The organism is Azohydromonas aeria (genome assembly GCF_009760915.1).
Classification (GTDB): Bacteria; Pseudomonadota; Gammaproteobacteria; order Burkholderiales; family Burkholderiaceae_C; genus Azohydromonas; species Azohydromonas aeria.
Window position 1 is genome coordinate 1 of the sequence record NZ_VIDQ01000054.1, and the last position, 21,063, is coordinate 21,063.

20 protein-coding genes are annotated in these 21,063 nt (G+C 74.2%); 14 read left to right on the top strand and 6 right to left on the bottom strand.

Features of this window, described 5'->3' with window-relative positions:
- From FJ694_RS24850 to FJ694_RS24865, 4 genes are all read left to right on the top strand, one after another.
- The coding region (locus tag FJ694_RS24850) for a M15 family metallopeptidase (protein ID WP_157270012.1) at positions 1-708 on the top strand (708 nt) is incomplete at its 5' end.
- 75 nt (positions 709-783) lie between these two features.
- A complete protein-coding gene (tssM, locus tag FJ694_RS24855) occupies positions 784-4,719 on the top strand; it encodes a type VI secretion system membrane subunit TssM (protein WP_157270013.1) in 3,936 nt (1,311 codons plus the stop codon).
- Entirely contained in the window at positions 4,716-5,693 is a 978-nt protein-coding gene (tagF, locus tag FJ694_RS24860) for a type VI secretion system-associated protein TagF (RefSeq protein WP_198320979.1), read from the top strand. Before tssM ends, tagF begins: the two co-directional genes overlap by 4 nt.
- 4 nt (positions 5,694-5,697) lie before the next feature.
- Positions 5,698-6,558 carry an OmpA family protein gene (locus FJ694_RS24865; protein ID WP_157270015.1) on the top strand — a complete coding sequence of 287 codons (861 nt, stop codon included), beginning with the start codon at positions 5,698-5,700 and terminating at the stop codon, positions 6,556-6,558.
- A gap of 37 nt (positions 6,559-6,595) precedes the next feature.
- On the opposite strand, the gene FJ694_RS24870 is transcribed toward FJ694_RS24865, so the two are convergent.
- On the bottom strand, positions 6,596-7,603 hold the full coding sequence (locus tag FJ694_RS24870; RefSeq protein WP_157270016.1) for a zinc-binding alcohol dehydrogenase family protein: 1,008 nt from the start codon (positions 7,601-7,603) through the stop codon (positions 6,596-6,598).
- A gap of 110 nt (positions 7,604-7,713) precedes the next feature.
- The gene (locus FJ694_RS24875; RefSeq protein WP_157270054.1) at positions 7,714-8,511 is read right to left on the bottom strand and encodes an SDR family NAD(P)-dependent oxidoreductase; all 798 of its coding nucleotides are present in this window, start codon (positions 8,509-8,511) and stop codon (positions 7,714-7,716) included.
- A 160-nt stretch (positions 8,512-8,671) separates the two neighbouring features.
- Between FJ694_RS24875 and FJ694_RS24880 the strand changes: the two genes are divergently transcribed.
- Positions 8,672-9,688, top strand: a complete 1,017-nt coding sequence (locus FJ694_RS24880) for a GlxA family transcriptional regulator (protein WP_157270017.1) — start codon at positions 8,672-8,674, stop codon at positions 9,686-9,688.
- A gap of 20 nt (positions 9,689-9,708) precedes the next feature.
- On the opposite strand, the gene FJ694_RS24885 is transcribed toward FJ694_RS24880, so the two are convergent.
- Positions 9,709-10,323 (bottom strand): antibiotic biosynthesis monooxygenase, encoded by a 615-nt coding sequence (locus FJ694_RS24885; RefSeq protein WP_157270018.1) that lies wholly within the window; start codon positions 10,321-10,323, stop codon positions 9,709-9,711.
- A gap of 37 nt (positions 10,324-10,360) precedes the next feature.
- Complete coding sequence (gene nfsB, locus FJ694_RS24890; RefSeq protein ID WP_157270019.1) at positions 10,361-11,014, bottom strand: oxygen-insensitive NAD(P)H nitroreductase; 654 nt, start codon at positions 11,012-11,014, stop codon at positions 10,361-10,363.
- Positions 11,015-11,202: 188 nt separating this feature from the next.
- Between nfsB and FJ694_RS24895 the strand changes: the two genes are divergently transcribed.
- The 4 genes from FJ694_RS24895 to FJ694_RS24910 all read left to right on the top strand — a co-directional run bounded on the left by FJ694_RS24895 (position 11,203) and on the right by FJ694_RS24910 (position 14,156).
- Positions 11,203-12,159 (top strand): LysR family transcriptional regulator, encoded by a 957-nt coding sequence (locus tag FJ694_RS24895; protein ID WP_157270020.1) that lies wholly within the window; start codon positions 11,203-11,205, stop codon positions 12,157-12,159.
- 58 nt (positions 12,160-12,217) lie between these two features.
- Positions 12,218-13,135 carry an RNA polymerase sigma-70 factor gene (locus tag FJ694_RS24900; RefSeq protein WP_157270021.1) on the top strand — a complete coding sequence of 306 codons (918 nt, stop codon included), beginning with the start codon at positions 12,218-12,220 and terminating at the stop codon, positions 13,133-13,135.
- A 36-nt stretch (positions 13,136-13,171) separates the two neighbouring features.
- Positions 13,172-13,636, top strand: a complete 465-nt coding sequence (locus FJ694_RS24905) for a carboxymuconolactone decarboxylase family protein (protein WP_157270022.1) — start codon at positions 13,172-13,174, stop codon at positions 13,634-13,636.
- Between the two features lie 73 nt (positions 13,637-13,709).
- Complete coding sequence (locus FJ694_RS24910) at positions 13,710-14,156, top strand: pyridoxamine 5'-phosphate oxidase family protein (protein ID WP_157270023.1); 447 nt, start codon at positions 13,710-13,712, stop codon at positions 14,154-14,156.
- A gap of 25 nt (positions 14,157-14,181) precedes the next feature.
- Here FJ694_RS24910 and FJ694_RS24915 read toward each other — a convergent pair whose 3' ends face one another.
- The gene (locus FJ694_RS24915) at positions 14,182-14,391 is read right to left on the bottom strand and encodes a hypothetical protein (protein WP_157270024.1); all 210 of its coding nucleotides are present in this window, start codon (positions 14,389-14,391) and stop codon (positions 14,182-14,184) included.
- 419 nt (positions 14,392-14,810) lie between these two features.
- Here FJ694_RS24915 and FJ694_RS24920 point away from each other — a divergent pair, with 419 nt between their 5' ends.
- From FJ694_RS24920 to FJ694_RS24935, 4 genes are all read left to right on the top strand, one after another.
- Positions 14,811-16,022, top strand: coding sequence for a glycoside hydrolase (locus FJ694_RS24920; protein WP_157270025.1), 1,212 nt, complete (start codon positions 14,811-14,813; stop codon positions 16,020-16,022).
- 172 nt (positions 16,023-16,194) lie between these two features.
- On the top strand, positions 16,195-16,860 hold the full coding sequence (locus tag FJ694_RS24925; protein WP_157270026.1) for a Crp/Fnr family transcriptional regulator: 666 nt from the start codon (positions 16,195-16,197) through the stop codon (positions 16,858-16,860).
- Between the two features lie 325 nt (positions 16,861-17,185).
- Positions 17,186-17,935: a Crp/Fnr family transcriptional regulator gene (locus FJ694_RS24930; RefSeq protein ID WP_157270027.1), complete on the top strand. Its 750-nt coding sequence runs from the start codon at positions 17,186-17,188 to the stop codon at positions 17,933-17,935.
- Between the two features lie 16 nt (positions 17,936-17,951).
- Positions 17,952-18,659: an HAD family hydrolase gene (locus FJ694_RS24935; protein ID WP_157270028.1), complete on the top strand. Its 708-nt coding sequence runs from the start codon at positions 17,952-17,954 to the stop codon at positions 18,657-18,659.
- Between the two features lie 27 nt (positions 18,660-18,686).
- Here the strand turns inward: FJ694_RS24935 and FJ694_RS24940 are convergent, their stop codons facing one another.
- The gene (locus tag FJ694_RS24940) at positions 18,687-19,502 is read right to left on the bottom strand and encodes a Crp/Fnr family transcriptional regulator (RefSeq protein WP_157270029.1); all 816 of its coding nucleotides are present in this window, start codon (positions 19,500-19,502) and stop codon (positions 18,687-18,689) included.
- Positions 19,503-19,878: 376 nt separating this feature from the next.
- Here FJ694_RS24940 and FJ694_RS24945 point away from each other — a divergent pair, with 376 nt between their 5' ends.
- Entirely contained in the window at positions 19,879-20,901 is a 1,023-nt protein-coding gene (locus tag FJ694_RS24945) for a catalase family peroxidase (protein WP_232540215.1), read from the top strand.
- The last annotated feature ends 162 nt before the right edge of the window (positions 20,902-21,063 follow it).

Genomic DNA, 21,063 nt, shown 5'->3' on the forward strand with positions numbered 1-21,063 from the left:
CGCGCCGCGGTGCGCGCCGGGCGCCAAGGCCGCGGCCGGCTCGGCCGGGCCGTTGCCGGCGCAACCGCCGTGCTGCGGCGGCGCTGCCGCGTGGGAGTGGCGACGCTGGCCGTGCTGCTGCTGCCGCCGCTGGCGGCGTGGATGCTGCACGGGCAGCTGCCCCAGGGCGGGCACGCAGCGCCGTCCGTGCGCGCGGTGGACCCGCGCGTCGCGGCGCTGCTGCAGGGCGAGCAGCTCGTGCCCCCGCCGCCGCTGCCGCCGGCGCTGTTCACCACGCCCGAGGTCGAGCAGTGGCGCCCGCTGGCCGCGCAGGCCAGCCGGCAGTGGGAACTGCTCGATGCCGAGTTCAGGCAGCGGCTGCTGCTGGTGTTCCGGCTCGTGCGCGAGCGCCACGGCTACGAGATGGTGCTGGTCGAGGGCTACCGCAGCCCGCAGCGCCAGGCGGCGCTGGCGGCGCTGGGGCCGTCGGTGACGCGCGCCGGGCCGTTCGAGAGCTGGCACCAGCGCGGCCTGGCCGCCGACTGCGCCTTCCTGCGCGACGGCCGCGTCGTGATCTCCGAGCGCGACCCCTGGGCGATGCGCGGCTACGAGGCCTACGGCGCCGTGGCGCGCGAGCTCGGGCTGACCTGGGGCGGCGACTGGCGCTCGCTGCGCGACTACGGCCACGTCGAGTGGCGCCGCGGCCCCGGCCCGGGCCCCGGGCGCTGACGGGAGCCCAAGCGCACGCGCCATGGCCCCGAGCCCCTTTCCCGTTCCTCCCCATCCCGAGACGGAGTCCGCACCATGAAAGGTTTCCTGCGCAAGCACCCGGTCCGCGGCGCCCTGCTGGCGCTGGCCGTCCTGGCGCTGGTGGTGTCGCTGCTGGCCGTGGTGGCGTGGTGGCCGTGGCAGCCCTGGGGCGTGGCCGCCACGGGCGTGCTGGCCGCGGCGCTGCTGGGCGCGGTGGCCGCGGGAGTGGTGCGCTGGGTGCGGCGCCGGCGCGCGCGGCGCGCGTCGCAGGGCCTGGAGCAGGCGATCGAGGGCGACCTGGCGCGCGCCGTGCGCGCAGCCCAGGACGCCGACCCCGGCCAGCGCGAGGCGGTCGCGGCGCTGCAGCAGCGGCTGCAGGAGGCGATCCGCACCCTCAAGGCGTCGCACCTGGGCCGGCGCGGCAGCCACGCCGCGCTCTACGAGCTGCCCTGGACGCTGCTCATCGGCCACCCCGGCGCGGGCAAGAGCACGGCGGTGGTGCAGTCGGGGCTGAACTTTCCCTTCCCGCACGGGCGCGACAATGTGCTGCGCGGCATCGGCGGCACGCGCCACTGCGACTGGTTCTTCACCAGCGAGGGCATCCTGCTCGACACCGCCGGCCGCTACGCGGTCGAGGCCGAGGAGCGCGGCGAGTGGCTGTCGTTCCTGGGCCTGCTCAGGCAACACCGGCCGCTGGCGCCGATCAACGGCATCGTCGTCACCGCCAGCGTGGCCGCGCTGCGCGACATGGGGCCCGACGCGCTGCTGGCGCTGGCGCGCGAGCTGCGCGCACGCGTGCAGGAGCTCGCCGACGTGCTGCAGGTCTGCGCCCCGGTGTACCTGCTCTTCACCAAGGCCGACCTGGTGCCGTGCTTTGCCGACTTCTTCGCCGACCGCGCCGCGCGCGAGCGCGAGCAGGTCTGGGGCGCGACGCTGCCCTGCCGCGCCGACAGCGCGGCCGGCGACGCCGCGACGCAGTTCGAGCGCCACTTCGCCGCGCTGTGCGAGGGCCTGAAGGAAGCGGCGCTGGCGCGCATGGCGCTGCAGCGCGGCCAGGCGCTGCCGGCGGCGGTGCTGTCCTTCCCGCTGGAATTCGCCGCGCTGCAGCCGGTGCTGCGCGCCTTCGTCGCGACGCTGTTCGACGAGAACGTGTTCCAGGCGCGGCCGCTGTTCCGCGGCTTCTACTTCACCAGCGCGGTGCAGCCGGCGCAGGACAGCCCGGCGCCGCAGCGCAGCGGCGTGGCCGAGCAGTTCGCGCTGGCGCCGCCGGCGCGCGCCCGGGTCGCGGCTGCCGAGGGCGAGGCCGAGGCCGACGCGGTTGCGGATGCCGCCGACGCGCCCGCGCCCGCGGCCGCGCCGGCCGGGCAGGGCTGGTTCCTCAAGGACCTGTTCTCCGAGGTCATCTTTGCCGACCGCGACCTGGTGCGCCGCCACGCCAGCCCCGCGCGGGAGCGCCGGCGCGCCTGGAGCTACGCCGGCGGCGTGCTGGCGCTGGCCGGTGCCCTGGCGCTGTGGACCTGGTCCTGGAGCGGCAACCGGCAGCTGGTGGCCGGGGTGCAGGCCGAGCTCGACCGGGCGCTGCGGCTGCAGCAGGACAGCGCCGCCCTGGGCGCGCGGCTGCAGGCGCTGGAGCTGCTGCAGGACCGCATCGAGGCGCTCGAAGCCTGGCGCACGCAGCGGCCCTGGAGCGTGGGGCTGGGCCTGTACCAGGGCGACGCGCTGGAGCGGCGGCTGCGCCAGGCGTATTTCCAGGGCCTGCGCCACGTCATGCTGGAGCCGGTGGCGCAGGCGCTGCAGGACTACCTGTCCGAGGTCAACCGGCGCGCCGGCCCGGCCGGCGACGCCTCCGGGACCGTCCCCGGCGCCGCGCCGGCGGCGGCTACCGCGGTTGAGGTTGCGGCGGCAACGGCGCCCGGCTCGCCCTACGCCGCGCCGTCGGCCGCCGACGCGGAGGACGCCTACAAGGCGCTCAAGGCCTACCTGATGCTTGCCGACCGCGCCCGCATGGAGCCGGGACACCTCACCGACCAGGTCACGCGCTTCTGGCGCGGCTGGCTGGAGGCGCAGCGCGGCGCCGCGTCGCGCGAGCCGCTGCTGCAAAGCGCCGAGCGCGTCATCACCTTCGCCATGGCGCGGCTGCAGGATCCGCTCTTCCCCACGGTGGCGAACCACTTCGGCGTGGTGGACGCCACGCGTGAGCAGCTGCGCCGCGTGGCGCAGGGCACGCCCGCGCTGGAGCGGGTGTATGCCGAGATCAAGGCGCGCGCTTCCACGCGCTTCGCGCCGGTGACGGTGGCGTCCCTGGTGGGCGAGCGCGACAAGGCCGTGGTCGGCGGCAGCCACGTGGTGCCGGGCACCTTCACGCGCGAGGCCTGGCAGGGCTACGTCGAGGGCGCGATCCGCGACGCCGCGCGCGACGCGCTCACCAGCAGCGACTGGGTGCTCAGGACCAGCAGCCGCGACGACCTGTCGCTGCAGGGCAGCCCGCAGCAGGTGCGCCGCGCGCTCACCGAGCGCTACCAGGCCGAGTACGCGCGCGAGTGGCGGCGCTTCATGCAGGGCGTGGCGGTGGCGGAGTTCGCCGGCCTCGACGCCGCCGTGGCGCGCATGGAACGCCTGGCCGACCCGGCCGACTCGCCGATCCGCAAGCTGCTGCTGGCGCTGTGGGCGCAGACCGCGTGGGACGCGCCCACGGCGGCGCAGCCGCACGCGGCGCCGGCGGCGCTGGCTGGCGGCGGCATCGCCGAATGGGCGCGCCAGTCGGTGCAGCGCCTGGCGCCGGGCGCGCCGCCGCTGCCCGCGGGCGATGCCGACGCCGACGCGCCGCCCGTGCCGGGCGCGGTGGGCCGCGAGTTCGGCGCGCTGGGGCGGCTGCTGGCGCCGCGCGACGGCGCCGCGGCGCTGCTCGACGGCTACCTGCAGCAGCTCGGCCGGGTGCGCAGCCGCCTGTCCGCCATCGGCCGCCAGGGCGACGCCGGCCCCGGCGCGCGCGCGCTGATGGCGGCGACCTTCGAGGGCCCCGGCTCGGAGCTGGCCGACGCGCTGCGCTTCGTGGAGGAGCAGCTGCTTGCCGGCGCGGCCGAGCCGGTGCGCGAGGCGCTCAAGCCGCTGCTGGTGCGCCCGCTGATGCAGTGCTTCACGGCGCTGGTGGCGCCGGCCGAGACCGAGCTCAACCGCCAGTGGGCGGCGCAGGTGCTGCAGCCCTTCCAGCAGTCGCTGGCGGGCAAGTACCCGTTCGAGCCGGCGTCGCGGGTGGAGGCCACGCCGGCGGAGATCGCGCGCGTGTTCGGCCCCGGCGGCGCCGTGGCGCGCTTTGCCGCCGAGGGGCTCGGCCCGCTGGTCACGCGCCGCGGCGACGAGCTCTCGCCGCGCCAGTGGGCGCAGATGGGGCTGCGGCTGCGCCCGGCCTTCACCCAGGGCTTCACAGGCTGGGTCGGCGCGCTCGACGGCGCGGCCGGCGGCGCCGGCGGCACGGGCAGTCCCGGGGGCCACGCCGGCGCGCCGGCCGCCGCCGTGGTGAGTTTCCAGCTGCTGCCGCTGGCGGCAGCCGGCTTCACCGAGTACACGCTGGAGATCGACGGCCAGATGCTGCAGCACCGCGGCGGCGGCACGGCGCAGTGGGCCGGCTTCACCTGGCCCGGCCCCGGCGCCACGCCCGGCGTGCGCCTGGCCGGCGTGACCGGCGACGGCCGCAGCGTGGAGCTGTTCAGCGCGCCGGGCGCCTACGGCTTCGAGCGGCTGGTCGAGGCGGCGGCGGTGAGGAAGCTGCCCGACGGCGTGCGCGAGCTGCGCTGGGGCGAGGGCGCGCAGGCCATCGCGCTGCAGTACCGCGCCGTGACCAGCCCGGGGCCGGCCACGGCCGGCGGTGGCCGTGGCGCGGCGGCGGGCCTGCGCGGGCTGGCCTTGCCGGCGCTGGTGGCCGGCACGGACGCGCCCGGCCCCGGTGCCGCCACCGTGGCCGCGGCAGCCGCGTCTGGAGCGGCGCGGTGAGCCGCCCGGGCCCGGTGACGCCGTGCTGGTTCGGCAAGTTGCCCTCGCGCGCCGACTTCGTGCGCAGCCCGCACCAGGGCACGCTCACGCGGCTGCTGGACCAGTGGCTCAGCCGCGCCCTGGCGCGGCTGGCCGAGGACCCGCGCTGGAAGCAGCGCTACGACCGCATGGTGCCGGCGCACTTCGCGCTGCTGGGCGTGCGCCGGCGCGTCGCGGTGGCCGGCCACCTGCTGCCCAGCACCGACGCCTCGGGGCGGCGTTTCCCGTTCGCCGTGCTGGCCGCCTTCGAGCCCGGCGCGCCGCTGCCCTTCATGACGCAGGCGCCGCTGCTGCTGCAGGGGCTGTGGCCGCCGCTGGAGGACGTCGCCCGCCGCGCCTGCGCGGCCCGCGACGCGGCGCCGGTGCTGGCCCAGGCGCAGCGGCTGCAGCTGCAACTGGCGCCGGCGCCAGGCACGGCAGCCGGGGCCGGGGCCGCGTCGAGCGTGGGCGCGCTGCAGGCGCTGCTGCAGCGCACGCACCCGGCTTTCGACCTGCGCCGCACCCTGCTCGCGCTGGGCCTGCTGCTGCAGCCGGTGCCCGGCAGCGGCCGCTCGCGGCTGGACCGGTCGCTGCGCCTGCCGCTGCCGGCCGACGGCCCCCAGGCCGCCGCCGTGGCGGCGTGGTGGATGCGGCTGGTCGCGCCCTTCCTGGCGCGCGGCGATTTCGAGCTGCTGCTGCTGTGGCCGCGCGCGCCGCAACCCTCGGCCGCCTCGCTGGTGCTGGGCTTCGACGGCGCCTCGCCGGCGGCGCTGCAGCCGCTGTTCAGTGCCGGGGCGGCGGACGAGTCCTGCATCGAGCTGCACGCGCCGCGCTGGGTGGACGCCGCGCTCGAGCGCGAGCCGGCACTGCGCCGCTTCGATGCCTGGCTGCGCCAGGACGCGCTGTCGCTGCCGCAGGCCGCGGCCTTCTTCGACGACTGCTTCACAAGGGGCTGAAACGATGATCTTGCAACACGCGCCCTTCCCGTCGCGCCGCGCCGGCGCCGCGTGCGGCCGGCTGGCCGCCGCGCTGGTGCTGGCCCTGGCCGGCGGCACGGGTGCCGCGCAGGCGCCGCAGGCGCCCGTGCCGGCGCTGCCCGGGCCGGGCCAGGTGGTCGTGTCCGGGACGGTGCCCGACGAGGCCACGCGCGCGGCCATCCTCGCGCGCGTGCGCGAGCTCTACGGGCCCGAGCGCGTGGTGGACCAGCTCGGCGTGGACCGGCGCAGCGCGCCGCCGGACTGGGCGCAGCACGTCGAGCGCGTGCTGACGCCCGAGCTGCGGCGCGTGACGCAGGGCCGGCTGAGCATCCACGGCAACGTCATCGAGCTCATCGGCCGTGCCGAAAGCGAGGCCGAGCGCCAGCGCATCGTCGAGGGCATGACGGCGCGCCTGGCCAACCCGACCTACACCGTGCGCGACGGGCTGCAGGTGGCCACGCCCGCGCCGGCCGCGGCTTCGGCCGCCACGCAGCAGCAGATCGACGCGGCGCTGGCGCGGCGCACGATCGAGTTCCAGCCGGGCAATGCCACGCTGACGCCCACGGGGCAGCGCGTGCTGGAGGAGCTGCTGCCGCTGCTGCGCCAGCTCGCCGGGCGGCGCTTCGAGGTGGTGGGCCACACCGACGACCGCGGCACGCGCGAGGCCAACCTGCAGCTCTCGGCCGCGCGTGCCGAGACCGTGCGGGGCTGGCTGGCCGCGCGCGGCATTCCCGCCGACGCCATCCACGCCTCGGGCGCCGGCCCGGACCGGCCGGTGGCCGACAACGCCACGGCCGAAGGGCGCGCGCGCAACCGGCGCATCGAGCTCAGGGTGGCGGGGTGAAGAAATGCAGGAAGCGCGGCGCGCCCGTCGCCGCGTGTCAGAACCCCTCCAGTACCACCTTGCCGCGCGCGCGCCCCGACTCGATGAGCGCATGCGCGCGGCGCAGGTTGGCGGCGTTGATCGTGCCGAAATGCGCGGCCAGCGTGGTGCGCAGCGTGCCCTCGTCCACCAGCGCGCCCACGCGCTGCAGCAGCTCGTGCTGGCGCACCATGTCGGGCGTCTCGAACATCGGGCGCGTGAACATCAGCTCCCAGTGCAGCGACAGGCTCTTGCGCTTGAGCGGCACGGCGTCGAGGCGCTCCGGGTCGTCGATCAGCGCCAGCCGCCCCTGCGGCTGCAGCGCCTCGATGATCTGGGCGTAGTGCGCCTCGGTGTGCGTGAGGCTGGCCACGTGCGTGACGGGGCCCAGCCCGGCCGCCTGCAGCGCCTCGGCCAGCGGCTGCGAGTGGTCGATGACGTGGTGCGCGCCCAGCTCGCGCACCCACTGCCGCGTCTCCTCGCGCGACGCCGTGCCGATGACGGTGAGCCGCGTGAGACGCCGCGCCAGTTGCACCAGCATCGAGCCCACGCCGCCGCCCGCGCCGACGATGAGCAGGTTCTGCCCTTCACCGCCGCCTTCGGGCACGCCCAGCCGGTCGAACAGCAGCTCCCAGGCCGTGATCGCGGTCAGCGGCATGGCCGCGGCTTCCGCGAAGCCCAGGCTCGCCGGCTTGCGCCCGGCGATGCGCTCGTCCACCAGGTGCAGCTCGCTGTTGCTGCCCGGCCGCGTGATCGAGCCGGCATAAAACACCTCGTCGCCCGGCCTGAACAGGCTGACCTGCGCGCCCACGGCGCGCACCACGCCGGCGGCGTCCCAGCCCAGCACGCGCGGCGACTCCACCGGCGCGCCGCGGCGCACCTTGGTGTCCACCGGGTTCACCGACACGGCGCGCACCTCGACCAGCAGGTCGCGCGGGCCCGGCTGCGGCGCGGGCAGCTCCAGGTCCACCAGCGCCTGCGGGTCGTCGATGGGCAGTCCGTGGCGGGTGTAGGCGATGGCTTTCATGGCTCGGGGTTCCTGTGATCTGTCGATGCTGGCGATCGTGGCCGGCGCCGCGGCCGGCCACAAGCCGCGGCGCCGGGCAGCACTTTCACGCCGGCAGGACAAATGCCCGCTCAAACCCCGTAGCGCGGCGCCGGCACGGCGTGGCGGAACTGCTCGGACAAGCCCCGGCGCGCGAAGTCGTAGGCGCTCCAGGCGTCGCCGTCCTGCAGCGGCGGGATGGTCACGACCTCGCCCAGGTCCAGCCCGGCCAGCGCCGCGTCCACCATGCGGTCCGCGGGCATGACCCAGTCGGCGGGCAGGTGGCTGTGCGGCAGCCCGGCCAGGTCCCAGAACTCGGTGGCGGTGGCGCCGGGCAGCACGGCCTGCACGCGCACGCCCCTGGCCCCGAGCTCGTGCTGCAGCGACTGGGTCAGCGCCAGCACGTAGGCCTTGCTCGCGCCATAGACGCCGTTGAGCACCTCCACGCCCACGGCCACGATCGAGGCGATGTTGACGATGGTGCCGCGCCCGCGCGCCGCGAAGGCCGGTGCCGCGGCATAGACCAGCCGCGTCAGCGCCGTGACGTTCAGGTCGATCATCCGCTCCATCTGGTCCACGTCGCTGTCGAGCAGCGGCGCCACCGCGCCGAAACCGGCGTTGTTGACCAGCATCGTGATGCGCGCGTCCTCGCGCAGCAGTGCCTCCACGCGCCGCAGGTCGGCCGCGTCGGTCAGGTCGGCACCCAGCACCTGCACCGCGCGCCCGGTGCGCTCGCGGATGCCGCGCGCCACCTCGGCAAGCCTGCCCTCGTTGCGCGCCACCAGCACCAGGTCGAAACCGCGGCGCGCCAGACGGTCGGCGTACAGCGCGCCGATGCCGCTGGAAGCGCCCGTGATGACGGCGATGCCCTGCTCCTGGCTGCCCTGCATGTTCGTGTCCGTGCCCATGTGCCTGCTCCTTTGAAAGTGGCCGACCGGTGTGTCGGTGAAGCCATTCTGGGCGGGAGACACCGCGTCGCAAATGACATGCTTCCCTCGAAAACGGACATACTGCGAGTCCACCCCGACCACGCTCGAAGGACACGCCGCCATGGACCCGGACGCTCCCGCCGCCGCTGCCGCAACCGTCCCTGCCCCGGAACATGCCCCCGCACGCGTGGCGCTGCTGGTGTATGCGGGCTTCCAGGTGCTGGACCTGGCGGCGCTGACGGTGTTCGAGATGGCCAACCTGGAGTGCGCCGCGCCGCGCTACCGGGTCGAGCTGGTGTCCGAGCGCGGCGGGCCGGTGGCCGGCTCCAGCGGCGTGGTGGTGCAGGCGCGGCGCCTGGACGGTGAGCCCTGCGACACGCTGCTGGTGGCCGGCGCACTGCAGCCGCCGGCCGCCTCGCCGGCGCTGCTGCGGGCGCTGCGCCCGGCCGCGGCGGCGGCGCGGCGCGTGGCGAGCATCTGCACCGGCGCCTTCGTGCTGGCCGACGCCGGGCTGCTCGACGGGCGGCGCGCGGCCACGCACTGGGCGCACGCGCGCGAGCTGCAGCGGCGCTGCCCGCGCTCGCGGGTCGAGGACGACCCGATCTTCATTGCCGACGGGCCGGTGTGGAGCTCCGCCGGCATGACGGCCTGCATCGACCTGACGCTGGCACTGGTCGAGGCCGACCTGGGCGCGGCGGTGTCGCGCGCGGTGTCGCGCAAGATGGTGGTCTATCACCGCCGCGCGGGCGGGCAGTCGCAGTTCTCGGTGCTGTCGGAGCTGGCGCCGGCCTCGGACCGCATCCGCGAGGTGCTGGCCTGGGCGCGCGAGCACCTGCGCGAGCCGCTGAGCGTGGAGCAGCTCGCGGCGCAGGTGCACTGGAGCCCGCGTCACTTCAGCCGCGCCTTCCGGCTGGAGACGGGTCACTCGCCGGCCAAGGCGGTGGAGCGGCTGCGGCTGGAGGCCGCGCGCGAGCTGATCGAAGCCGGCCACGGCTCCATCGCGCGCATCGCCCGGGAGACGGGCTTTGCCGACGAGGAGCGCATGCGCCGGGCCTTCATCCGCACCTTCGGGCGGCCGCCGCAGGCGCTCATTCGCGAGGCGCGGGAGCGCGAGGGAGAGACGTTGTCGGCGGCCTGAGCGTGGCCGCCGTCAGCCGCTCAGCTGAACAGCCATTTCGCCACCCGGCGCGTGAGCCGCGGCATGACGACCCAGGTCATCAGCGCCACGACCACGACGGCCACGACCAGGCGGCTGGCGGGCTGCGGCTGCAGCGCCGGCACGGCGTCGAACAGCGGCTGCAGCGCCCAGGGCACGAGCAGCGTCAGCGGGTAGATGGCCGACAGCGTCACCAGGAACTGTTTCCAGGGCCGCGCCGGCGGCCGCCCCGGGGCCGGCGTGAACCAGAACTCCAGCCCGGTGACGGTCTCCACCGACTCCGACACCCGCAGCAGCGGCTGCACCTCCTCGATGAGCTCGCGCCGCGCCTCGGACAGGAACCAGTCCTCGGCATGGCCCAGGCTGTCGAAGCGGATGGTGATGGTGTAGGCGTGGCTGCCGGCGCCGGGGCGGATGACGTTCACGCCCCGGTGCCCGGGAAAGCGCCCCGCCAGCGGCGTGATGCGCTGCAGCCACTGCTCGTAGCGCGCCTGCGCCTCGGGGCGGACCTCGTGGCGGATCACGGAGGTCACCATGTCGGGGCGCTCGACCATGCGCGCCTCCAGCTCGGACAGCGCGGCGCGGCGCAGCTCGGGTTGCCGTTGCTCGGTGCTCATGGCGGCGATCATGGTGGAGCCCTGCGCAGAGGTTGAATCAAAGCGTGGTGAACACCTCGTCGGCCGGCAGCCGCGACTTGGGCAGCCCGGCGTTGAAGTCGCCCTGGCCGCGGTAGCCCAGCGCCACCAGCACCACGCTGGTGAAACCCTTCTCGCGCAGCCCAAGCTCGGCATCGAGCAGCTGCTGATCGAAACCTTCCATCGGCGTGGCGTCCACGCCCAGCGCACCGGCGCCCAGCAGCAGCGTGCCCAGGGCCAGGTACACCTGCTTCTGGGTCCAGTGCGGCAGGTCCTTCAACTCATCGCGATGCAGCGCGACGTAGCCGGCGCGGCTCTTGCGCTGGCCCTCGCGCGCGCCCTCGGCCTGGAAGCGGCCGTCGCGCTCCTCCTGGTCGAGCAGGTGCTCCAGGAACGCCTCGTCCAGGTCGCGGCGCGCCGCCAGCACGATCACGTGCGAGGCGTCGAGGATCTTCGAGGCGTTGTAGCCGTAGCCGCCCTGCGTGGCCTTGGCAATGCGCTCGCGCGCGGCCGCGTCGCCGGCGATCAGGAAATGCCAGGGCTGCGAGTTCACCGACGACGGCGCGTGGCGCAGCAGCTCCTTGAGCTCGGCGATCGTGGCGTCGGGAATGCGGCGCGCGGCATCGAAGGCCTTGGTGGTGTAGCGGCGCTGGGCGGTGGCGAGGACGTTCATGGCGGCTCCGGTGCGGATTCGGTATTTCGGGCCGCCGCCTCCAGGCTCGGCAGGCGGCAGCGGCATGGGCGCCATGGTCGGCTCTACGGCCCGCGCGAAACAGCCGCCGCCGCAGGCAGCACTTTCACTGCAGGAGTGAAAATATGTCAGGAGCCCTTGATAAACCTTCACTCCACGGGAGCAGATGGATGCCGCGTTTCGAAGATCTGCTGCTGTTCGTGCGCTCCGCGGCGCTGGGCAGCTTTTCCGCCGCGGCGCGCGAGGCCGACCTGCTGCCGGGCCAGGTCAGTGCGGCGATCCAGCGCCTGGAGGCGGCGCTGGGACTGCGGCTCTTCGCGCGCTCGACGCGCAGCCTGCGCCTGACGGCCGAGGGCGAGCAGTACCTGCCCTTCGCGCAGTCGGCGCTGGACGCGCTGCGCGAGGGCCGCGAGGCGATCAGCCACGACCCCGGCGAGGTGCGCGGGGTGCTGCAGGTGTCGGTGTCCTCGGACCTGGGGCGCAACGTGTTGCTGCCGCCGCTGACGGCCTTCCGGCGCGCGCACCCGGCGCTGGTGCTGCGCCTGTTCCTGTCGGACCAGGTCACGGACGTGTTCCGCGACCCGGTGGACGTGGCGCTGCGCTACGGCCGCATCGAGGCCGGCAGCTTCGTGGCGCTGCCGCTGGCGCCGCTGAACCGGCGCGTGCTGGTGGCGTCGGCCGGGTACCTGGCGCGGCGCGGGCGGCCCGCCGCGCCGGCGGAGCTGGCGCAGCACGACTGCCTGCTGTACCTGCGCGGCGGGCGCATCTACGACGAGTGGGGCTTCACGGACGCGGGCGGACGGCGGCGCGAGGTGCGGGTGTCCGGGCCGCTGCTGAGCGACGACGCCGACGTGGTGCGGCGCTGGGCCGTGGCCGGCGAGGGCATCGCCTTCAAGAGCTGGCTCGACGTGCGCGCCGACGTGGCCGCCGGGCGGCTGGAAGTGCTGCTGCCGCGCTGGGCCGGCGAGGCCACGCCGCTGCACCTGGTGTGCCCGCACCGGCGCCAGTTCTCGGGCGCGGTGCGGCGGCTGCACGAGGCGCTGCAGGCGCATTGCGCGGGGCTGATGGAGGGCCTGCCGCCCCTGCCGGGGGCAGCGGGCATGGCGGAGGCGGCGGATACCCCCTGACACAGCCCCCGCGGCCCCGGCCTGTCACAACGGGTGCCCGCGCCCCGTCTTCACCGCCATGGAGCATCTCCCCACCGAAACCTTCACCCGCCTGCGGCCGCGGCTGCAGGGCATCGCCTACCGCATGCTGGGCTCGCGCGCCGAGGCCGAGGAGGTCGTGCAGGACGCCTGGCTGCGCTGGCACGGGGCCGACACCGCCGCGCTGGCCAGCGGCGAGGCCTGGCTCGTGACCGTCACCACGCGGCTGGCCATCGACCGGCTGCGCGCCGCGCAGGCCCGGCGCGAGCAGTACGTGGGCTTCTGGCTGCCCGAGCCGCTGGTGGAGGACTCGCCGGCCACGCCCGAAAGGCTGCTGGAGCGCGCCGACGACCTGTCGGTGGCCTTCCTCACGCTGCTGGAACGGCTTGGGCCGGAGGCGCGCGCCGCCTACCTGCTGCGCGAGGTCTTCGACGCCGACTACGCCGAGGTGGCGCGCGCGCTGGGCAAGAGCGAGGACGCCTGCCGCCAGATCGTGCACCGCGCCAAGGCGCAGCTGCGCGACGCGCGCCGCCGCCACGCCGTGCCGCACGAGACGCAGCGGCGGCTGCTGCAGGGCTTCGTCGAGGCCGCGGCGCGGGGCGACTTCACGGCGCTGCAGTCGCTGCTGGCCGAGGATGCCGAGCTCGTCGGCGACGGCGGCGGCAAGGTGCCCAGCTTCGGCAAGGTGCTCGCCGGCGGGCGCCGCATCGCGCAGCTCTACCTCGCCACCGCGCTGCGCCACGGCGCGGGCGTGCGCTGGGAGATCGCCGCCATCAACGGCGAGTGGGGGCTGCTGCGCTTCATCGACGGCCGGCTGGAGTCGGTGCAGGCCATCGAGAGCGACGGGCGGCGCATCGTGCGCATCCACGCCCAGCGCAACCCCGACAAGCTCGCGGCCATCGCCGCGGCGCGGGAGCGCGAAAGGGGCGTCACGAACGCCGGGGCCGTCTCGTCTTGAGGGTGTGTTCCCAACCCCTCGACGAGGACCCGCACCATGCAAGCCGCCCGACTGAACTGGACCCGCATCGCCCCCAAGGCCTACCAGGCGATGGCCGCCGTCAGCGCCACCACCGCCCATTCCAGCCTGGGGCCGGTGCTCATCGAGCTGGTCCAGACCCGCGTCTCGCAGCTCAACGGCTGCGCCTTCTGCCTGGACATGCATGCCCGCGCGCTGCGCGAGCACGGCGAAGGCTGGCAGCGGCTCAACAACCTCTCGACCTGGCGCGAGGTCGGCTTCTACAGCGAGCGCGAGCGCGCCGCGCTGCACTGGGCCGAGCTCATGACCCGGCTTGCCGACGCGCCGCAGCACGACGCGCGCGACGCTGCTTTCGAGGCGCTGCGCCCGCACTTCAGCGAGCAGGAGATCGTCGAGCTGACCTGGACCATCGCGCAGATCAACGCCTGGAACCGCATGGCAGTGGGCATGCGCCAGCCGGTGGAGGAAAAGGCGCTCGGGTGACGGGCGCCACGGTGCGGCTTCGGCGATGCTCGGGGCTTCCCCGGCCTTCCGGGCCTCACCACGAGCCGCCGCCATGGACCTGCAAGCCCTGACTCCCGCGCAGATCGACGCCTTCCTCGCATCCCAGCGCATCCTGCGCCTGGCCATGGATGCCGGCGGCGAGCGCTACCTGGTCCCGCTGGGCTACGTCTGGCTCGACGGCGCGCTCTGGTGCGTCACGATCGCCGGCCGCAAGACCGCCCTGCTGGAAATGAATCCGCGGGTCGCGTTTCAGATCGACGATTCCGCCACCCGCGACGCATTCGACTGGACCAGCGTGACCGGCGAGGGCGAGGTGGAATTCGTCACCGACGCCGCGCGAATATCCAGCGTGAGCCCGGCCTGGTTCAGGCGGTTTTCCGACATGCCCGGCTGGGCGGCGAAACAGTACGAGGAGCGGCAGCGCGGCGGCGCGCTGGTGTGGCTGCGCATCCGGCCGACGCGCCTGAGCGGGCGCGAAGGCGCGCCGCCCGGGGCCTGAACGGCGAGCGGCGCCCGGCCGGCGCTCAGTGGCTGCGCGGCCGCACCGCCGGCAGCCTGAAGAGCTTGCCGATCACGGCACGCGCGAACAGGTAGTGGTGCAGCACCGTGTCGTCGAGGTGGTCCATGTCCACCCGGCCGTGCGCGTCGCACGGGAAGGCACAGCCCTTGGACGGGTCGTCCAGGGGCTCGAAATGCAGTTCGTAGCCTGGGGCTTCCAGTTCCAGAGTGCTCATCCGCCGACTCCTGTGCCGCCGCTGGTGTGCCGGGGGTGTGGCCTCGGCGCCGCCCGTCTAGGGTTTACGCGGCAGTGTTTACACCGAGTCCTGCACGAGCCTTACGGGGCCGGCATATCCCACGCCCGCGCTCGGCCAGCCCGGCGCGGGCGTGACTTATTGCGCATGGCCACCAGGTGCGGTCGGCCCTGAATCAAATACTCACGATTTCGCGCTCACGTCCGATACACGGCAACCGAAGTCCGGGGCATGGCGCCCACGCGGCGGTTTGAACGGCATTCAAATTCGCGCCGGCGCCTGGACCCCAAATCATCTTGATATTCCAAACGGGCTTTTTCCGCGTGAAAGGCTGATTTTCGCTCGCCTGCGAGGCCGGGTTTTGGAATATCGGAAAACCAGAATCCGAAGGAATTGACGCCATGAAACTCCGCTTCGACCCCACGCTGGCGCTGGGCACCCTCTCCACCCTGTCGCTGGCCCTGGCGCTGGCCGTGGCGCTGAGCGCCTGCGGTGGCGGCAGCAGCGAAGACGCCGGCAGCGCCGCCCCGGACACGGCGGCGCAGGCCGCGCAGTCCGTGCCGGGCGAGCAGGCCCTGGCGCTGGCCGCGGGCGACCTGCGCGTGAAATGGCATCCGGGCCACTACATCGCCGTGGGCGCCGGCGCGGGCGACTACCTCAAGACGCAGACCTTCAAGGAAGCCGCCGCGCTGCCCAACGTGCGCGGCGTGATGACGCGCTACACCTGGCGCATGCTGGAGACGGCACCGGGCGTCTACGACTTCTCGCGCATCGACGCCGACCTGGCCCGCGCCAAGGCGGCCAACCGGCAGCTCTTCATCACCCTGAGCACCAAGACCTTCACCGCCGGCGACCGCGCGCTGCCCGACTACCTGCACACCGCCACCTACCAGGGCGGCGTCTTCCGCATCGCCATCGACGGCAAGGACACCGTGGGCACGGAAGCCACTACCGGCGAGAACATCGCGCTGTGGGTGCCCGGCGTGCGCGACCGCCTCATCGCGCTGACCCGCGCCCTGGGCCGGCGCTACAACGCCGACAACAACTTCGAGGGCGTGGCCTTCAACGAGACCGCGCTGGGCAACGCCGTGGTGCCGCTGACCGACACGCAGAAGACCACCTTCTTCACCAACCTGGCCCAGGTCGGCGCCGCCACGCGGCAGGCCTTCCCGAACACGGTGGTGATGCAGTTCTTCAACTTCCCGCGGCCCTACATGCCCTCGCTGGTGAGCAGCCTGGTGTCCAAGGGCGTCGCCCTGGGCGGGCCCGACACCTTCCTCAACGACGGCCCGCTGGAGATCTCCGCTTACCCGTTCTACGAGAGCCACGCGGGCAAGGTGCCGATGGGCCCGTCGGTGCAGGGCGAGAACTACGTCACCACCTACCAGGGCGGCCCCTACGCGCCTCCGGCCGTGACGGACCTCTACGCCTTCGGCCGCGGCCGGCTCAAGGCCAACTACATGTTCTGGAGCAAGACGCTCACCGCTCCGCTGGTGCCCTACAACAACGTGCTGAACATGTTCCGCTCGCCCTCGTTCCCGCAGGACAAGGCCGGCGGCCTGGGCACCGCCTGCCCCACCAGCTTTACGGCGGGATGCGCAAACTTGCTCTGACCACCACGATCTGGGGCTTTTCGATATGACGCGGGTGACCTATGCCCGTCAGCGGGCATAACAAACCGGGGTGAGTTGCCAGAATCCACGGCAGTTGAATGGCAACCGCAGGAAGGGGCCGCCAGTGCCTCCAGAACCCTTGTCGACGTACCCCAATCGAGTCCTTGATCGCTTGTTGCAGGAATGTCCCGCGCTGAGTGGCGCGCTGGTGCGCAGTGCCCAGCCCGGCGGCTCGGAGCTCTACCGCGAAGGTGGCCCGATCAGCGACATCTGTTTTCCCGTCAGCGGAATGCTGGCCGTGGTGGTGAGGCTGCGCGACGGCGCGATGGCCAACGTGCAGACCGTGGGCAGCGACGGGATGGTGGGCCTGCCCGCGTGGATGGGCATCGCCACCAGTCCCGACACCGTGGTGCAGCAGGCCGGCGGCGAGGTGCTGCGCGTGGCTGCCGACGTGTTCCGCGAGGAAGTGCGCCACAGCGCCCGCGCGCAGCGCCTGCTGGGCGGCTACGCCACCTACAGCGCCCGCTTCAGCAACCAGACCTGCGTGTGCAACACCCACCACTCGGTGCAGCAGCGGCTGTGCCGCTGGCTGCTGACCGCGGCGGACCAGGCCGGCGCGGAGACGCTGTCGTTCTCGCAGGCGATGCTGGGCGAGATGCTGGGCGTGCGGCGCCAGACCGTGGGCGAGGTGCTGGTGGCGCTGAGCCAGGCCGGTGCCATCGGCCAGCGCCGTAACCTCATCCGGCTGCTGGACCGCGCCGCGCTGGAGCAGCAGGCCTGCGAGTGCTACCACGCCACCCGCGGCGCCTACGCCCGGCTGGTCGAGCCGCTGCTCTAGCGCCCGCCCCCGCGCCGCGGACGGCCCCGGGTTTCTCCCGAAGGGCCTGAGTGCGCCCGCAGGCAGACCGCCTGCCCGCAAAAGCCGACAATCGCGCTGGGTGTTTGGTGTGCCGGCCGATGGCCGGCGCCGCCGGGTGCCTGGGGCGGACGTCAGATTGACCCCTTCCTCCAACCCGCCTCTCTTTCACTGCCCGCCTCCGTGCGGGCAGCTTTCTTTGGGTGGGTTGCCGGCGGCCCGGCACCGGGTTCGGCCCGGGGCACCCGGTGCCCCGTCCCGGGCCCGCCGGTGCCGGCAGGGCACCCGCCTTGCCGCCCCATCCGGCATGGACCTGCATTCCCGCAACTTCCCGCAGCCGCTGCCGGCCACCGCCGAGGCGCCGATGGTGCGCAACCGCCTGCTGGCGCGGCTGCTGCGCGACTGCCCGTCGCTGGCGCCGGCGCTGGAGCGGCGCACCGAGCCCACCGGCGCGGAGCTGTGCCAGGAGGGCGCGCCCCTCGACAGCGTCTGGTTCCCCGAGCGCGGCGTGGCCTCCCTCGTGGTGCGGCTGCGCGACGGCGCCATGGCCGACGTGCGGATCATCGGCAACGAAGGCATGGCCGGCCTGCCCGCCTGGCTGGGCCTGGACACCAGCCCCGACACGGTGCTGCAGCAGGCCAGCGGCGAGGCGGTGCGCATCGACGCCGCCCGCTTCGTGGCGGCCGTGCGCCACAGCGGGCACGCGCAGCGGCTGCTTGCCGGCTACACCGCCTACAGCCTGCGCGCGGGCAGCCAGACCTGCGCCTGCAATGCCCACCACGACGTGCGCCAGCGCCTGTGCCGCTGGCTGCTCACGGCGGCGGACCACGCCGGCAGCAGCGAGCTGGAGATGTCCCAGTCGATGCTGGCGGCGATGCTGGGCGTGCGGCGCCAGTCGGTGGGCGAGGTGCTGGTCGAGGTGGCGCAGGCCGGCGCCATCGCGCAGCGCCGCGGCCGCGTCCTGCTGCTGGACCCGCCCGCGCTGCATGCCCTGGCCTGCGAGTGCTATGACACCACGCGCACGGCTTACGAGCGGCTGGTGGCGCCGCTGCTGTGAGCCGAGGGCCGCCGCCATGACCGACCACGCCATCAAGGAACTCGCCCCCACCGAGGCCGTGCTGCTCGACATCGACGGCACGCTGCTCGACAGCAACGACGCGCACGTGCGCTCCTGGCTCGATGCCTTCGGCGCGCACGGCCGCACCTTCGCCTACGGGCAGGTGCGCCCGCTCATCGGCAAGGGCTCGGACAAGCTGCTGCAGGAACTCCTGCGCATCGGCGACGCCGACCCGCTGAGCCAGCGCCTCAAGGACGAGCGCCGCGACATCTTCCTGCAGCGCTACCTGGGCGCGCTGCGGCCCACGCCCGGCGCGCGCGAGCTGGTGCGCAAGCTGCGCGACGAGGAGATCCGCGTCGTGGTGGCCACCGCCGCGGGCGCGCCGGAACTCGAGGCGCTGCTGCGCCAGGCCGGCGTGCACGACCTCATCGAGGAGGCCACCACCGAGGACGACGCCGAGCGCTCCAAGCCCGACCCCGACATCGTGCTGGCGGCGCTGCAACGCGCGGGCGTGCAGCCGGTGGAGGCCATGCTGATCGGCGACACGCCGCACGACGTCGAGGCCGCGCGCGCCGCCGGCGTGGACGCCATCGCGCTGCGCTGCGGCGGCTGGTGGGACGACGCGGCCCTGGCCGGCGCCGTGGCGATCTACGACAGCCCGGCCGCGCTGCTGCAAGGCTGGGAGGGCTCGCCGATCCAGCGCCGGCGCATCCCCGGCGGCTGAAGGGCCCCTCCCCTCCTGTCCCTACCGTCAGGCCGGCTCCGCCTCCATCGCCGTCAGCGTGGATTCCAGCCGCGCCGAGACGGCCTGCAGCGCGTGGTGGCACTCGCAGGCGCGGGCCTCCAGCCCGGGGCGGTCCTGCAGCAGGATGCGGCCGCGGCTGTAGCCCACCAGCCCGGCCTGCTTGAGCCGGCGCGCGCTCTCGGTGACGCCTTCGCGGCGCACGCCCAGCGCCACGGCCAGGCGCTCCTGCGTCATCGGCACCTCGTCGCGGCGCAGCCGCGCGGCCGCCGACAGCAGCCAGCGGCACAGCTGCTGCTCGATGCAGTGATGCCGGTTGCAGGCGGCCAGCTGCGCGATCTGCCTCTGCAGCGCGAAGCTCGACTGCAGCAGCACCGCCTGCAGCCCGGGCTCGTGCCGGCACAGCGCCTGCGCCACCTCGACCGGCAGCCGGCACGCGCGGCCCGGCACCTGCACCACCACGTCGTGCGCCGCGGGCAGCCCGGCCAGCGCCGCCTCGGCGCCGAGCACGCCGTCGGAGCCGACCATCGCCACCTCGGTGAAGGTGCCGTTGCGCAGCACGCCCAGCACCGAGGCCAGCGCATCCACCGGGAAATACAGCCACGCCACCGGCCGCCCCTGCTGCAGCAGCATGCGCCCCACGGGCAGCTCCACGGCTTCAAGCGCCTCCAGCGCGCCCCGCGGCGCGAGCCGGTGCAGCGCCGCCAGCAGCTGGTTGCCGAACAGCAGCGGCGGAACGGCGGGGCGGGCCGCGCCGGCGTCGCGCCGCGGCACGGCGACCGGACGCGGCGACAGCGGCGAAGAGAGACTGAGCAGCGTGTTCATGGCGTCGTCCTTTGCTTTGTTCAAAGCATATTCAAGGGCTGAACAACCGTCTCAAAGTGCGCGCAAAGAGGGCCACACCGCCAAAGCTTTACGTGTCAAATCCGATTCAATGAGGCATGGCCCGCAAAGACCCGGTGTTGTCCCGGGGCCGTCCTCAGTGTGCATGGCGGCGGCGGCAGCGCGAGTGGGACGAGGCTGGAGGAATTGCTGCGCTGTCGCCGAGGACCGGCTTGACCCATCGCGGCGAGGATTTGTTTCCTTTGCGACACCCGCGCCCCGACATTTGATTTCTCACCGGCTTATTACGCGCGCGCCGGCTTGAAACCGGGCTCCCCGTGGCCGACGCTTGCAGTTGCCCTGGTCTCGTGGAGCCGACATGAAGCACCGCCCCGCCCTATGCGTTCCCTGCGCCGTGGCCTGCATGGCGCTGCTGCACCCGGCCGCTTCGGCGGCGCAGACCGACTCGCCGGCGGACACGCCCCCGCTGCCGCAGGCCCTGGTGGACGGCTTCGAGGGCGTGTTCGGCGTGCACCCGGGCCAGCGCCGCGGCGGCGCCAAGGGTTTGTGTGCCGAGGGCTGGTTCACCGGCACGGCCGAGGGCCGGGCGCTGTCGGTGGCCAGCGCCTTTTCCGGCGAGCGCATCCCGGTGCTGGCGCGCTTCTCGCTCAGCGGCGGCAACCCGAAGGCGCCGGACAAGGCGAAGACGCCGCGCAACCTGGCGCTGCAGATGGCGCTGCCCGGCGGCGAGTCCTGGCGCCTGGGCAACATCTCCGCGCCGGTGCACTCGGCCGCCACGCCCGAAGACATGCTGGCCGGGTTCCAGGCGCGCCGGCCCGACCCGCAGACCGGCAAGCCCGACCCGGCCCGGGTGAAGGCCCATGCCGACGCGCACCCGGAGGCCCGCGCGCAGGCCGACTGGCTCGCCAGCCACGGCGTGCCGGCGAGTTTCGCGGCCGTCAATTACTGGGGGGTGCACGCCTTCAGGTTCGTCGATTCGAAGGGCCAGTCCCGGTATGCCCGCTGGGTGTTCGAGCCCGTGGGCGGGCAGGAGCTGCTGGACGACGAGAGATTGAAGGCGCTGCCGGACGAATTCCTGGCGGACGATCTGAGGAAGCGCGTCGCCGGCAAGCCGGTGGAATTCGACATGCGGCTGCAGCTGGCCGAGCCGGGCGACACGCTGGTCAATCCCACGCAGGCCTGGCCCGAAGGCCGCCGCACCGTCACCGCGGGCCGGCTCGCCATCGACAAGGTCGAGGCCGGCTCGGGCGGCCGATGCGAACCGGTCGTCTTCGACCCGATGGTGCTGCCCAAGGGCATCGAGGCCTCGGACGACCCGGTGCTGCGCATGCGCTCGGCCGCCTACGCGGTGTCGGCCTCGCGGCGGCTGGCGGGGAAGTGAGGCGGCGCTCGGGCCCAGGCCGCCGTGGGGCCTGACGGGGGTGCCAGGCCTTTCCTGACGGCCGGGCCCGGACCCTGGCCCGGCGCTGGCCTAGACTGCCGGCCCGCCACGGCCCTGGAGCGCCGGTGGCGGGCGACACCTTCCCAGCCCTCAAAGACGCAT

What these genes read in the sequence shown, in the direction of transcription:
- FJ694_RS24940 (WP_157270029.1), bottom strand. Translation starts at nt 19,502, where the DNA reads ATGAACACGCTGCTCAGTCTCTCTTCGCCGCTGTCGCCGCGTCCGGTC.
- nfsB (WP_157270019.1), bottom strand. Translation starts at nt 11,014, where the DNA reads ATGAACGTCCTCGCCACCGCCCAGCGCCGCTACACCACCAAGGCCTTC.
- FJ694_RS24870 (WP_157270016.1), bottom strand. Translation starts at nt 7,603, where the DNA reads ATGAAAGCCATCGCCTACACCCGCCACGGACTGCCCATCGACGACCCG.
- FJ694_RS24935 (WP_157270028.1), top strand. Translation starts at nt 17,952, where the DNA reads ATGACCGACCACGCCATCAAGGAACTCGCCCCCACCGAGGCCGTGCTG.
- FJ694_RS24915 (WP_157270024.1), bottom strand. Translation starts at nt 14,391, where the DNA reads ATGAGCACTCTGGAACTGGAAGCCCCAGGCTACGAACTGCATTTCGAG.
- FJ694_RS24905 (WP_157270022.1), top strand. Translation starts at nt 13,172, where the DNA reads ATGCAAGCCGCCCGACTGAACTGGACCCGCATCGCCCCCAAGGCCTAC.
- FJ694_RS24945 (WP_232540215.1), top strand. Translation starts at nt 19,879, where the DNA reads ATGAAGCACCGCCCCGCCCTATGCGTTCCCTGCGCCGTGGCCTGCATG.
- FJ694_RS24865 (WP_157270015.1), top strand. Translation starts at nt 5,698, where the DNA reads ATGATCTTGCAACACGCGCCCTTCCCGTCGCGCCGCGCCGGCGCCGCG.
- FJ694_RS24910 (WP_157270023.1), top strand. Translation starts at nt 13,710, where the DNA reads ATGGACCTGCAAGCCCTGACTCCCGCGCAGATCGACGCCTTCCTCGCA.
- FJ694_RS24920 (WP_157270025.1), top strand. Translation starts at nt 14,811, where the DNA reads ATGAAACTCCGCTTCGACCCCACGCTGGCGCTGGGCACCCTCTCCACC.
- FJ694_RS24875 (WP_157270054.1), bottom strand. Translation starts at nt 8,511, where the DNA reads ATGCAGGGCAGCCAGGAGCAGGGCATCGCCGTCATCACGGGCGCTTCC.
- FJ694_RS24895 (WP_157270020.1), top strand. Translation starts at nt 11,203, where the DNA reads ATGCCGCGTTTCGAAGATCTGCTGCTGTTCGTGCGCTCCGCGGCGCTG.
- FJ694_RS24885 (WP_157270018.1), bottom strand. Translation starts at nt 10,323, where the DNA reads ATGAGCACCGAGCAACGGCAACCCGAGCTGCGCCGCGCCGCGCTGTCC.
- FJ694_RS24930 (WP_157270027.1), top strand. Translation starts at nt 17,186, where the DNA reads ATGGACCTGCATTCCCGCAACTTCCCGCAGCCGCTGCCGGCCACCGCC.
- tssM (WP_157270013.1), top strand. Translation starts at nt 784, where the DNA reads ATGAAAGGTTTCCTGCGCAAGCACCCGGTCCGCGGCGCCCTGCTGGCG.
- FJ694_RS24880 (WP_157270017.1), top strand. Translation starts at nt 8,672, where the DNA reads ATGGACCCGGACGCTCCCGCCGCCGCTGCCGCAACCGTCCCTGCCCCG.
- FJ694_RS24900 (WP_157270021.1), top strand. Translation starts at nt 12,218, where the DNA reads ATGGAGCATCTCCCCACCGAAACCTTCACCCGCCTGCGGCCGCGGCTG.